The sequence below is a fragment of the Pseudomonas sp. NPDC087342 genome, from assembly GCF_044744265.1.
Taxonomy (GTDB): domain Bacteria; phylum Pseudomonadota; class Gammaproteobacteria; order Pseudomonadales; family Pseudomonadaceae; genus Aquipseudomonas; species Aquipseudomonas nunensis.
Genome location: NZ_JBIUXZ010000026.1, coordinates 1 through 12,934, shown reverse-complemented (window position 1 = coordinate 12,934; position 12,934 = coordinate 1). Strand labels below are relative to the sequence as shown.

Here is a 12,934-nt window from a genome sequence, read left to right as displayed (position 1 = left end):
ATGAGGGAGGGTTCCGGGGATATTTGGTGTCTGGGAGATCGCTTCGCGGGCAAGCCTCGCTCCTACAGGGGTCTACGTAAATCCTGTAGGAGCGAGGCTTGCCCGCGAATGCCTTAACGCGGTTCGATGTGGGCAATCATCAGTTGAACAGTTTCATTCCCGCGAAACTCGTTGAGATCAAGTTTGTACGCCAGCTCAACCCATTTGATGGTCGGATTCGGCCAGATATCACGGTCGATACCAAAAGCGATGCCATCCAGCTTCACCGAACCACACTCACTTCTCAGCACCACTTTAAGGTGCCGCTCGCCGACCACCCGCTGCTCGACCAACTGGAACACCCCATGAAACAACGGCTCCGGGAAATGCTGACCCCAAGGACCGGCATGGCGCAGCGCGCGGGCCAGCTCAAGATGGAATTCTTCGACAGCCAAAACCCCGTCCGACAGCAAGCGCCCGGTCAGGTCCTCTTCGCGCAATTGCCTACGCACTTCAGCATCAAAGGCTTCAGCGAACAGCGGAAAATTCGCTTCAGGCAAGGTCAAACCGGCCGCCATCGCGTGGCCGCCGTACTTGCTGATCAGGTTTGGATGCTGCGCCGCCACCACGCTCAAGGCGTCGCGAATGTGAAAGCCTTGGACCGAGCGACCCGAGCCTTTCAACAAGCCATCGCCAGCATCGGCAAAGGCAATCGTCGGACGGAAATAGCGCTCTTTCATCCGCGAAGCGAGGATACCGATGACGCCCTGGTGCCACTCGGGATCGAACAGGCACAAGCCGAATGGCATCGATTCCACCGGCAGATCCTTGAGCTGCGCCAGCGCTTCACGCTGCATGCCTTGCTCGATGGATTTACGATCCTGGTTCATGCCGTCGAGCTGGGCCGCCATCTCGCGGGCAAGCCCTGCGTCGTCGGTAAGCAGGCATTCGATGCCCAGACTCATGTCATCCAGGCGTCCTGCCGCATTCAAACGCGGGCCGACAATGAAGCCCAGATCGGTAGAGGTAATCCGCGCCGGCTCGCGCTTGGCGACTTCGAGAATCGCCTTGATCCCCGGTCGTGCACGCCCTGCGCGAATCCGCTCCAGGCCTTGGTGCACCAGGATCCGATTGTTGGCATCCAGCGGCACCACGTCGGCGACGCTACCCAGTGCTACCAAATCCAGCAATTCACCGATGTTCGGCTGAGGTTTGCTCTCGTACCAACCGAGGCTGCGCAGGCGTGCGCGCAGGGCCATCAGCACATAGAAAATCACCCCGACGCCGGCCAGCGCCTTGCTTGGAAAGTCGCAACCTGGCTGGTTCGGATTGACGATGGCATCGGCCAGCGGCAGTTCATCGCCGGGCAAGTGGTGATCGGTGACCAGCACCTTGAGCCCGGCCTTTTTCGCCGCCGCCACACCTTCGACGCTGGAAATCCCATTGTCCACGGTGATCAGCAGCTGCGGATCACGGGTCAGCGCCACTTCGACGATTTCCGGGGTCAGGCCGTAGCCATACTCGAAACGGTTCGGCACCAGATAATCGACGTGAGCCGCGCCCAGCAGACGCAAACCAAGCACGCCGACGGTACTGGCTGTCGCGCCATCGGCATCGAAGTCGCCGACGATCAGAATCCGCTGACGCTGTTCCAGTGCCGTCACCAGCAGATCCACCGCCGCATCAATGCCTTTGAGTTGCTGAAACGGAATCAGCCGGGCCAGGCTCTTGTCCAGTTCAGCCTCGCTCTGCACGCCCCGCGCCGCGTACAGACGGGTCAGCAGCGGTGGCATATCACCGAGGAATGGCAGGGTGTCGGGCAACAGGCGAGGTTCGATGCGCATGGGGTGACAGGTGCTTCTCTTGAATACGTAGGATAAAACCGGATGACGCGTAGTACCGGCGAATGATCAGCCGCGTTCGCCGCTCAGCCACTGCAACTGGACTTCATGTTGACCGCGGTCGTCGGTGACGAAAATCGTCCCTTCGCTGATCATCACGTCCCACTTGATTACGCGGGGCATGTCTTTGGCCAGGGTTTCCAGGATGTCCTGCGGCACGGCAGCGATGTGCACGTTTTTCAGGTTCTTGATCGCCGGGATCACTTTGGTTTCCCAGACACGCAGGCTGCCGTAGGCCAACAGGCTGGTGCGCTCGGTGCGACGCGAGCACCAGGTCAGGCGATCAGCGTCTGGCTGGCCGACTTCGATCCAGTGCAGGACGCGGTCGTCCAGGCTCTTTTCCCACAGGGCCGGTTCATCCACGTCTGACAGACCGCGCCCAAACGACAGCTGCTCGTTGTACCAGAAGGCGTAGGCCAGCAGCCGCACGGTCATGCGTTCTTCGGTTTCCGAAGGATGACGGGCGATGGTCTGCTTCACGCTCTCGTAGATGCTGCGGTCGAGGTCGGTGAGGTTCAGTTCAAACTTGTAGGTCGTGGACGGCTGGGCCATGAACGGGCTTCTTGATACGAGGAAAGGCCGCAAGTCTAACCGATGCGACAGGCAATCAGAGCATTGACGACCATCAACTTCGGGCGACTGACACGCGGCTATGTTAAAACGCACTACTCACACGACTTTGTCCTACAGGATCGCGCATGCCATTCACCGGAAAACCGCTCTCAGGCCTGAAAGTCATCGAATTGGGTACGTTGATTGCCGGACCGTTTGCCTCGCGCATTTGCGGCGAATTCGGCGCTGAAGTGATCAAGATTGAATCCCCGGATGGTGGCGATCCGTTGCGTAAATGGCGCAAGTTGTATGAAGGCACCTCGCTGTGGTGGTTCGTCCAGGCGCGCAACAAGAAGTCGCTGACTTTGAACCTGAAGCATCCGGACGGGCTGGCGATTCTGAAAAAACTGCTCAGCGAAGCGGACATCCTGATAGAGAATTTTCGCCCCGGCGTGTTGGAAAAGCTCGGTTTGGGGTGGGAAGTTTTACACGCCCTGAACCCGAAACTGGTGATGGTGCGCCTCTCTGGATTCGGCCAGACCGGGCCAATGAAAGACCAGCCGGGGTTTGGCGCAGTCGGTGAATCCATGGGCGGCCTGCGCTACATCACCGGGTTCGAGGATCGACCGCCAGTGCGCACCGGAATTTCCATCGGCGACTCGATTGCCGCGCTGTGGGGTGTGATCGGCGCATTGATGGCCCTGCGTCATCGCGAGGTCAACGGCGGTCTGGGCCAGGTGGTAGACGTGGCGCTGTATGAAGCCATCTTCGCCATGATGGAAAGCATGGTCCCGGAGTTCGATGTGTTCGGTTTCATCCGCGAGCGCACCGGCAACATCATGCCCGGCATCACGCCCTCCTCCATCCACACCAGCGCTGACGGCAAGCACGTGCAGATTGGCGCCAATGGCGATGCAATCTTCAAGCGGTTCATGCTGATTATTGGCCGGGAAGATTTGGCCAACGACCCGGTGCTCGCCAGCAATGACGGGCGTGACAGCCGTCGCGACGAGATTTACGGAGTCATCGATCGTTGGGTCAATTCGCTGCCGCTCGATCGCGTGATCGAGCTGTTGAACCAGGCCGACGTCCCGGCCAGCCGGATCTTCAGCGCCGAAGACATGTTCAGCGATCCGCAGTACCTGGCCCGGGAAATGTTCCTGCACGCCAAGCTGCCGGACGGCAAGGACTTCAAGATGCCCGGGATCGTGCCGAAACTCTCTGAGACACCTGGCTCTTCCGAATGGGTCGGACCGCAGCTGGGTGAACACAATGCGCAGGTACTCCACGATCTTGGCTACGACAAGGGACAGATCGCAAAGCTGCGTGAAGACGGGGCCATTTAAGCTGAAGCGCCTGCTTTTATCAGCGGCCAAACCTGCCCTGCAATGGCGTGCGTGGGTGGTTATCGGGCTATTGGCAGGTTTTGCGTCAAGCGCTTCGGCACAACCCAAAGAGACGCTGATCTGGCTCTTGAGGGACCTGCCGCCCATGACGATCTTCGAAGGCCCGAAAAAAAGCCTGGGCGTGATTGATCAACTGATGCCGCTGCTGATTGCCGGCATGCCGCAATACGAGCACAGCCTGATGCGGGTGAACCGCGCCCGCGGCATGCAGATGCTCCATGAGGAATCGTTCACCTGTGACCCTTCGCTGATCTGGACCAAAGAACGGGAGAAGTGGATCGCGTTTTCTACGCCGGCATTTCTGGCGGTGACCAATGGATTGGTGGTCCGTCAGACAAATCGCTCGGCACTGGAACCGTTTCTTGTCGATGGCGAAGTCGATCTCCCCGCATTGCTGGGTAGCGGCAGTAACAAAGTCGGCGTCATCGCCGAACGCAGCTACGGCCCCTACCTCGACGACCTGCTGCAAAAGGCGCCGACCGGTGCCCTGACCGCTCACTACGGTAATGATGCGCTCGGCAGTCTGTTACAGATGCAGCGCCTGGGGCGGTTGCAGATGGTGCTGGGCTATTGGCCGGAAATCCGCTATCGAGCCAGTGTTGAACACATTGCCGACAATGAACTGGCGTTCTACCCGGTCAAAGGCACGGGCAAGTACCTGCCTGGCTACATTGGTTGTTCTGCCACAGCGCAAGGTCGCCAGGCCATCAGCGAGATCAATCAGCTATTGCGCACCCTGCCCCACGAGCGACTGGCCCATGCGTATGCCGACTGGCTCGACCCGGAACGTCGCAGCGACTACTTGGGGGAAGCCAAGCGCTTTTTCGAGCATCAGGACGCGCAATGACAAATTTTGGGCAAAAGAAACCCCGAGAAGTGGGGAGACGACTCGGGGTTAAACGTGGCCTACATAAAGACCAGTAGCAGCAAGCTACAAGCACCGGAGCACAATGCTTGATCCTGCTGTTACATGGTCTGACGACCTTGGCGCAGGAAGGTTCCCACAAAAAGGCAATTCAATTTCGATTGGCCAGGATCTTGTCCTGGGCCGCATTGCGCAACGCCGCGATCACACAGGGCTCCAGGCGACCTTCGGCAATCAGCACATCGCGATGCAATCCGTCGACGACATCCGTCAGTTGCCGCTTATCGGTCAACTGCGCCTGATTGAACTCGCGTTCCACCACAATCGCGCCGGCCGCACTCTTCAGGGTCACCAGGCATTCGCCATGGGTACCCGACGGGGTCAACGTCACTTGATACGGGCTCAGAGCCTCACCGAGCAATAGGCTGATACTTTCCATCTAGCGATCACCACTCAATAGTCCGAAAACAAAGTGCCTGGGAGGGCGTGTCTACAGTTAATGACCTCTGGCCCGAGAAGAAAGTTCTGAATACCGCATGGCAGCGGTATTGGCTTCTGAGGGGAAATTGAGCATGCACCGCAAAGATGACAAGGAAAAAACAGCCGGTTTCAGGCCCTGGCTTGAAGCATCGACTCCAGCAGATAAACATCCAGCAGCCGGCGCAGCAACACGGCGGAAACGGGTGTGTGCAAGTGCCCAAGGAGTTTGACCTCGCTGTCGGCCAGCATGGACGTCACGTGCGGCATGATGCTCGACGCCACGTTGCCCAGCAGGATCAGCGCTCGGGCCTCGCGTTCCTCTGCCAGATGCCGCACCAATGCCAACCCGTCGCCGCCCTTGAGTTGCGGATCGCAGAAGGCGATATCGACCGTGCCCCTGCGTCCCAGGGAACGCAGCGCCGCCGACATCGACGGCGCCGTGAGCACGTCATAGACACCAATGGCGTTGAGCATCTGGTGCAACGCCATCATCTGGAAAGGATTGTGTTCGAGGATCAGGATTTTGAGCGTGCGCATAAGCGACCTCTGGAACGACACGCGCGGACTTTCACCGCAGTTGCCGATCACTCTAGGGGAGCATCCTTCAGCATCCCATCGGAAAAGTAGCCACATCCCATAGGAAAATTCCGAAACTTACCGCGAACACTGACACCCCCCTTCACTCCTTCGCTGAGCGATATCCGTCCATCCACCCAGCAATCCGCGCACCTGCCCGTCAGCACCGTAAAAAGGCACCGTCCATTGGTAGATGTCGCGCACACCGTTGTTGAATTTCAACTGGCGCTGGGTGAACCGGGGCTTGCGGGTGTCGAGCTGGGCGATGAACTCGGCATGCAACTGCTCGGCCGTCTCCCTGGGCAACACATCGACCTCAATCAGTTTCCGGCCCTGAACCTGGTCCAAGCGGATCGACAGGGCCTCTTCGTAACTTTTGTTGCACATGATCAAACGGCCTTCCAGATCACGCACAAACATGGGATCGGGCATGGCATCAATCAGCGCATGCTGGAAAGCGAGTTGATCGTTGAGGTCTTTCTCGACGTCCAGACGCTGCTTGATCAGCATCGCGAGCCGACGGTTCCAGAGCAAGGACAGCAAGCCGAACAGGCTGACGACAAACACGCCCCAACAGCCCCAACGGGTCACCCGTTGCCAGAAAGAAAGTGCCGGACCGGGGACGATGCCATCCAGCCACTTAAGGCGAATGGCCCGCAACTCCGCCGCAGGGAAGGCTTCAAGCGCCTTGTTAAGGATGCTCAACAACTCCGGCTGCCCTTTACGTACAGCCAGATGGTCGGCTTCCCACGAGCCTTCCACCGTATGGCCTATCTTCAGTTGCCCGGTCGGATAGAGCTGCGCCCCGGTTTCGTTCTCGATAGTGGCGTCGGCCTCGCCACTTTCGACCAACGCCCGGGCTTCGGCATAGGTCTTGACCGAGCGCAGCTCGATGGTCGGGTGGTCACGCTGAATAGTTGCCTCCATGGCGTGTCTGGCCGGCAATACCAGTTTCTTTTCCGACAGTTGCTCCAGGGAATAGAGAAGTGGAGCTCCGACATGCCCAACCAGCACCCAGGCAGAACCGCCAAAGGCATGGCTGAAATCCAGGAACAGCTTGCGCTCATCATTAAGCGCCAGCGTGGTGGTCATGTCCGCAGCACCGCTTTCCAGGCGGCGGAGTAAATGTTCGGTGGAAAATGTCTCTTCATGGACGAAGTTCAGCCCCGTCATTGCACTGATGCGCTGAAGCACATCGATGTTCAAGCCACTCCATTGACCGTGCTCGTCCTTGAACTGGTACAGCGGATATTGCTTCGAAGCCACGATGACTTGTGGGTGGGCGCGAATCCATTGCAGCTCTTCGGCGTCCAGCTCAATGGCATCGACGGTCTTCGGTGCCGTAGCCTCGAAATCCATCAGTTGTGCCGCCCGTGCGCAATGTCCGAGACCCATTGCGCCCAGCAAAAATATCCAGCACATGGCTGGTCTGAACCCTCTTAAAAACAGCATTGCCACTTCCTTGGTGATCAACTCGCCCGTCCTTCAGGGGCGAAAACGCGACAAGTGTGGCACGCAGAAACAAGAAAGCCCGTCAGGAGACGGGCTTCAAAATGTGACAGCGTTGCGGGCTTAAAGTGGCTTGCCGCGGTTGCCATGCTGACTGACAAAGGCCTGCACGGCTTTCAGGTCATTCGGCAACACGGTGCAGCGCTCTTCTCGCTCAAACAAATCAGAAAGATGTGCAGGTAGTTCGAGAGCTTTTCCTACACCGGCTTTTTCCACGGCGTCCGGGAATTTGACCGGATGCGCCGTGCCCAGGATCACCATCGGGATATCCAGGCTGCGACGGCATTCCCGTGCAGCCTTGACGCCGATGGCAGTGTGCGGGTCCAGCACTTCGCCGGTTTGCTCATAGACCTCGGCGATGGTTTCGCAGGTTTGCGCGTCATCCACGGCCAGGGAATCGAACAGTTTGCGGGCTTCGGTCCAACGCTCTTGCTCGACGCTGAAACCGCCGCCCTGCTTGAAGTTGTCCATCAGGCCAGCGATGGCTGCGCCGTTGCGACCGTGCAGGTCGAACAGCAGGCGTTCGAAGTTCGACGACACCATGATGTCCATGGACGGCGATAGCGTGGCGTGCAGGGTTTCCTTGACGTACTGATTGCCGCTCATGAAGCGATGCAGGATGTCGTTGCGGTTGGTGGCGACGATCAACTGGTTGATCGGCAGGCCCATGTTGCGCGCCAGGTAACCGGCGAAGATGTCGCCGAAGTTGCCGGTTGGCACCGAGAACGACACCGAACGCGCCGGGCCACCCAGTTGCAGGGCTGCGTGGAAGTAGTAAACGATCTGGGCCATGATCCGAGCCCAGTTGATCGAGTTCACCGCCACCAGGCGCGTGCCTTTGAGGAAGCTCTGGTCAGCGAAGCTGTTCTTGACCATTTCCTGGCAGTCATCGAAGTTGCCTTCGATGGCGATGTTGTGGATGTTCTCGCCGAAAATGGTGGTCATCTGGCGACGCTGCACTTCGGATACACGGTTGTGCGGGTGCAGGATGAAGATATCGACGTTTTCGCAGTGCTTGCAGCCTTCGATGGCGGCCGAACCGGTATCACCGGAGGTGGCGCCAACGATCACCACGCGCTCGCCGCGTTTTTCCAGCGTGTAGTCGAGCAGGCGACCGAGCAGTTGCAGGGCGAAGTCCTTGAACGCCAGGGTCGGGCCGTGAAACAGCTCCAGGACCCACTCGTTGCCGTTCAGTTGACGCAACGGCGCCACGGCGTTGTGCGCGAACACACCGTAGGTTTCTTCAAGAATCTTTTTGAAATCGGCATCAGGAATGCTGCCGGCTACAAACGGGCGCATCACCCGGAAGGCCAGCTCGTGATACGGCAGGCCGGCCCAGGACGCGATTTCTTCCTGGGTGAAACGTGGCAGGCATTCCGGCACATACAGGCCGCCGTCCGTGGCCAGACCGGCCAGCAGGACGTCTTCGAAATTCAGGGCCGGTGCCTGGCCGCGGGTACTGATATAACGCATAAGGGCAAACCTTTGGTTTGAGCTACAAGTTGCAAGCTACAAGCGGCAAGACAAAAGCAGTGTGGCTTTTACTTGCAGCTTGCCGCTTGCAGCTCGCCGCTGTTTTAGTTCAGGTGCTCGACACGGATCCGCACAACCGGACCGACAACGCCCGCCAAGGCTTCCAGGGCGGTAATCGCGTCGTTCATGTGCTGCTCAAGCACACGGTGGGTCAGCAGGATCATCGGCACCAGGCCGTCGTGTTCTTCGACTTCCTTCTGCATGATCGATTCGATGTTGATGCCGCGCTCCGACAGGATGCTCGCCACCTGGGCCAGCACGCCTGGATGGTCCTTGGCCTGGATCCGCAGGTAGTACGCGCTTTCGCAGGCTTCGATCGGCAGGATCGGGTGGGCCGACAGCGAATCCGGCTGGAAGGCCAGATGCGGTACGCGGTTTTCCGGGTCGGAGGTCATGGCGCGAACCACGTCCACCAGGTCGGCGATCACCGACGAAGCGGTCGGCTCCATGCCGGCGCCAGCGCCGTAGAACAGGGTCGAACCGGCAGCGTCGCCGTTGACCATCACCGCGTTCATCACGCCGTTGACGTTGGCGATCAGGCGATCAGCCGGGATCAGCGTCGGGTGCACGCGCAACTCGATACCGGCGGCAGTGCTGCGCGCCACGCCGAGGTGCTTGATGCGGTAGCCCAAAGCTTCGGCGTAGTTCACGTCAGCGGTGGTCAACTTGGTGATGCCTTCGGTGTAGGCCTTGTCGAATTGCAGCGGGATACCGAACGCAATGGACGCCAGGATCGTCAGCTTGTGGGCTGCGTCGATGCCTTCAACGTCAAAGGTCGGATCGGCTTCGGCGTAACCCAGGGCTTGCGCCTCGGCGAGTACGTCTTCGAAGGTGCGACCCTTCTCACGCATTTCGGTGAGGATGAAGTTGCCGGTGCCGTTGATGATGCCGGCGACCCAGTTGATACGGTTGGCGGACAAGCCTTCACGGATCGCCTTGATCACCGGAATGCCACCGGCCACGGCCGCTTCGAACGCAACGATCACGCCCTTCTCGCGAGCCTTGGCGAAAATCTCATTACCGTGAACGGCGATCAGTGCCTTGTTCGCGGTGACCACATGCTTGCCATTCTCGATGGCCTTGAGTACCAGCTCGCGGGCAACGGTGTAGCCGCCCACCAGCTCTATAACGATGTCGATCTCAGGGTTCGTGGCCACTTCGAACACATCGTTGGTAATCGCAATACCGGTCGTCTGGAACTGAGGCTTTGGCGTGCGCGTGGCAATTTGTGCCACTTCGATTCCACGCCCGGCACGACGAGCAATTTCCTCGGCGTTGCGCTGAAGTACGTTGAAGGTTCCGCCACCGACGGTCCCTAACCCACAGATGCCTACTTTGACCGGTTTCACTGTGAACTCCCCATAAAACGGCCGACGCAAGGTCGGCCGTGAAAACAGCCGCATACTCGCGGCTCTCTATTAATGGCCAGGCGGTTGACCGCCGGACCATGATCGTCAAAGGCTGACCGTGACGATGCGAATTATTTCGCGCCCAGTGCCAGTTTGGCGACTTGTGGCGCAGGCTGGTAGCCCGGAATGACCTGACCGTCAGCCAAAACGATGGCCGGCGTCCCGTTCACGCCAATCGACTGACCAAGGGCGAATTGCTTGGAAACCGGGTTATCGCACTTGGCGGCCTTGATTTCCTTGCCATCGACCATCTTGTCCATGGCCGCTTTTTTGTCCTTGGAGCACCAGACCGCTTGCAGTTGTTCGTCACCCGGCGAGCCCAGGCCCTGGCGCGGGAACGCGACGTAACGCACTTCGATGCCGCGCTTGTTCAGCTCAGGCACCTCGGCGTGCAGCTTGTGGCAGTACGGGCAGGTGGTGTCGGTGAACACGGTGATGTGCGACTTGGTTTCGCCGATCGCCGGGTAGACCACGGTTTCCGCGACCGGAATCTCGTTGACCAGTTTGGAAACGCCCAGGCGCTCGGTCTTCTCGGTCAGGTTGACCGGCTTGCCGTCCTTGAGCTGGAACATGTAGCCCTGCATCACGTACTGGCCGTCGGCGCTGGCGTAGAGCACGCGGCTGCCTTTGAGTTTGACTTCGTACAGACCGGCCAGCGGGCTCGCGCTGATGGCTTCGATCGGGGTTTCGAGCTGGAGGCTTTCCAGGCTTTTACGAATCGCTTTGTCGGCCGCGTCATCGGCGACGGCAAAGGTGCTGACCAACGCAATGGCTGCGGCGGCGAAAATCTGGGTCAGACGCATGAGAACTCCTGAAGGCGGACAAATGGGACGATCAGAACGCCCGTGCCGAAACACCGGGTCATAATCGCCCATCGTGCAAACCGGCAAAGCCTACCACATAAGGCTGGTGGGGCCGAATGCGGGTGATGCACGACATTGAAGCGAGGGCGCTCAACGCTTCTGTAGCAGCTGGCGAAGCCTGCGTTCGGCTGCGAAGCAGTCGTGAAATCAGACGCTGCGAATATTCAGTTAAACCGAGAGTTCAGGGTTTACGACTGCTGCGCAGCCGAACGCAGGCTTCGCCAGCTGCTACGCAAGCGTGCGGGCGCGGCCAGAGGTTGTGTCAGCCACGCGGGTGATGTTTGGCATGCAGGTCTTGCAAGCGCGCGCGAGCGACGTGGGTGTAGATCTGGGTGGTCGACAGGTCGCTGTGGCCGAGCAGCATTTGCACCACCCGCAGGTCGGCGCCGTGGTTGAGCAGGTGCGTGGCGAAGGCGTGGCGCAGGGTGTGCGGCGACAACGACTTGCTGATCCCGGCGACTTTGGCCTGGTGCTTGATCCGGTGCCAGAAGGTCTGGCGGGTCATCTGTTCGCCGCGCTGGCTGGGGAACATGACATCGCTGGGCCGCCCGCTGAGCAGCTCGCCTCGGCCGTCACGCAGGTAGCGTTCGACCCAGACAATCGCCTCCTCGCCCATCGGCACCAGTCGCTCCTTGCTGCCTTTGCCCATCACGCGCAACACGCCCTGACGCAGGTTGACCTGTTCCAGGGTCAGGCTGATCAGCTCGGTGACCCGCAAGCCGCAGGCGTAAAGCACTTCCAGCATGGCGCGATCACGTTGACCTATGGCTTCGCTCAGGTCCGGGGCATTCAGCAGTGCCTCCACATCAGCTTCCGACAAAGACTTGGGCAACGGCCTACCGAGTTGCGGCATATCGACGCGTAACGTCGGATCGACCGCAATCAGCTTTTCTCGCAACAGGTAGCGATAAAAGCCACGCACTCCGGAGAGAAATCGCGCAGTGGAACGGGGTTTGTAGTTTTGCTCCAGGCGCCAGGCCAGGTGATCGAGGATCAACTCACGGCCGGCGTTGATCAGCTCGAGGTTTTTTTCCTGCAGCCAGCCGTTGAATAGTGCCAGGTCGCTGCGATAGGCATCGCGGGTGTTATCGGAGAGGCCTTTTTCGAGCCACAGCGCGTCGAGAAATTGGTCTATCAGGGGATGGTCGATGGCGGGCATAGAGGCTCAGGTAGCGGGAATCCGGGGCTAAGTCTTTCATAGCCGGACGGGGCTTTACAGTGCCTGATGTTATTGCGGTGACGACGTCGTGATCTTCTGTAGGAGCGAGGCTTGCCCGCGAAGACGGAATTACATTCAACATTGACGTTGGCTGATATGACGTCTTCGCGGGCAAGCCACGCTCCCACAAGTAAATCGCAGGCAACAAAAAAGCAGCCCTCAGGCTGCTTTTTTTGCATCGGAAGCTGGACTTAAGCCAGTTTTTCCTTGATGCGAGCTGCTTTACCGGACAGGTCACGCAGGTAGTACAGCTTGGCTTTACGTACGTCACCGCGACGTTTAACGGCCATGCTGTCGATTTGCGGGCTGTAGGTCTGGAAAGTACGCTCTACGCCAACACCGTTGGAGATTTTACGAACGGTGAAAGCACTGTTTACGCCGCGGTTACGCTTGGCGATAACAACACCTTCGAACGCTTGCAGACGCGAACGGTCGCCTTCCTTCACTTTCACCTGAACGACAATAGTGTCGCCCGGGGCAAAGGTAGGGATCTCTTTGGTCATCTGCTCTGCTTCGAGTGCAAGGATGATTTTGTTAGTCATGCTGTGCTCCTAAGGTAAATCGTCGGATTTACCATCGAAACGTTGTTAACTATCGTCCCGATCGCGGATGTATTCCTCGAGCAGCTTCTTCTCTTCTCCA

The 12,934-nt window shown here is 59.0% G+C and carries 12 protein-coding genes; 2 read left to right on the top strand and 10 right to left on the bottom strand.

All coding sequences use genetic code 11. The annotated features are described in order from the left end of the window. Positions 1-113: 113 nt before the first annotated feature. Positions 114-1,823, bottom strand: a complete 1,710-nt coding sequence (gene recJ, locus ACIOYV_RS28760) for a single-stranded-DNA-specific exonuclease RecJ (protein WP_401329233.1) — start codon at positions 1,821-1,823, stop codon at positions 114-116. A 66-nt stretch (positions 1,824-1,889) separates the two neighbouring features. Continuing rightward, on the bottom strand, positions 1,890-2,432 hold the full coding sequence (locus ACIOYV_RS28755) for a YaeQ family protein (protein ID WP_054047319.1): 543 nt from the start codon (positions 2,430-2,432) through the stop codon (positions 1,890-1,892). 146 nt (positions 2,433-2,578) lie between these two features. Here ACIOYV_RS28755 and ACIOYV_RS28750 point away from each other — a divergent pair, with 146 nt between their 5' ends. Together ACIOYV_RS28750 and ACIOYV_RS28745 are read left to right on the top strand one after the other, a co-directional pair. After that, positions 2,579-3,778 carry a CaiB/BaiF CoA transferase family protein gene (locus ACIOYV_RS28750; RefSeq protein ID WP_401329230.1) on the top strand — a complete coding sequence of 400 codons (1,200 nt, stop codon included), beginning with the start codon at positions 2,579-2,581 and terminating at the stop codon, positions 3,776-3,778. After that, positions 3,759-4,685, top strand: coding sequence for a TIGR02285 family protein (locus ACIOYV_RS28745; RefSeq protein WP_401329227.1), 927 nt, complete (start codon positions 3,759-3,761; stop codon positions 4,683-4,685). The genes ACIOYV_RS28750 and ACIOYV_RS28745 overlap by 20 nt, the downstream gene beginning before the upstream one ends. A gap of 169 nt (positions 4,686-4,854) precedes the next feature. Here ACIOYV_RS28745 and ACIOYV_RS28740 read toward each other — a convergent pair whose 3' ends face one another. The 8 genes from ACIOYV_RS28740 to rplS form a co-directional block, all read right to left on the bottom strand. Continuing rightward, positions 4,855-5,142: a DUF3509 domain-containing protein gene (locus ACIOYV_RS28740; RefSeq protein WP_054047324.1), complete on the bottom strand. Its 288-nt coding sequence runs from the start codon at positions 5,140-5,142 to the stop codon at positions 4,855-4,857. Between the two features lie 170 nt (positions 5,143-5,312). Continuing rightward, the gene (locus ACIOYV_RS28735) at positions 5,313-5,720 is read right to left on the bottom strand and encodes a response regulator (protein ID WP_401329224.1); all 408 of its coding nucleotides are present in this window, start codon (positions 5,718-5,720) and stop codon (positions 5,313-5,315) included. Positions 5,721-5,837: 117 nt separating this feature from the next. After that, positions 5,838-7,211: a transporter substrate-binding domain-containing protein gene (locus ACIOYV_RS28730; protein WP_401329221.1), complete on the bottom strand. Its 1,374-nt coding sequence runs from the start codon at positions 7,209-7,211 to the stop codon at positions 5,838-5,840. A gap of 120 nt (positions 7,212-7,331) precedes the next feature. Beyond that, entirely contained in the window at positions 7,332-8,741 is a 1,410-nt protein-coding gene (gene thrC, locus ACIOYV_RS28725) for a threonine synthase (RefSeq protein ID WP_401329218.1), read from the bottom strand. 104 nt (positions 8,742-8,845) lie between these two features. Then, on the bottom strand, positions 8,846-10,150 hold the full coding sequence (locus ACIOYV_RS28720) for a homoserine dehydrogenase (RefSeq protein WP_133837176.1): 1,305 nt from the start codon (positions 10,148-10,150) through the stop codon (positions 8,846-8,848). A gap of 131 nt (positions 10,151-10,281) precedes the next feature. Beyond that, positions 10,282-11,013, bottom strand: a complete 732-nt coding sequence (dsbC, locus tag ACIOYV_RS28715; protein ID WP_054047331.1) for a bifunctional protein-disulfide isomerase/oxidoreductase DsbC — start codon at positions 11,011-11,013, stop codon at positions 10,282-10,284. 322 nt (positions 11,014-11,335) lie between these two features. Beyond that, positions 11,336-12,232 (bottom strand): site-specific tyrosine recombinase XerD, encoded by an 897-nt coding sequence (gene xerD, locus ACIOYV_RS28710; RefSeq protein WP_401329214.1) that lies wholly within the window; start codon positions 12,230-12,232, stop codon positions 11,336-11,338. A gap of 251 nt (positions 12,233-12,483) precedes the next feature. Then, positions 12,484-12,834, bottom strand: coding sequence for a 50S ribosomal protein L19 (gene rplS, locus ACIOYV_RS28705; protein WP_003175895.1), 351 nt, complete (start codon positions 12,832-12,834; stop codon positions 12,484-12,486). Positions 12,835-12,934 lie beyond the last annotated feature (100 nt).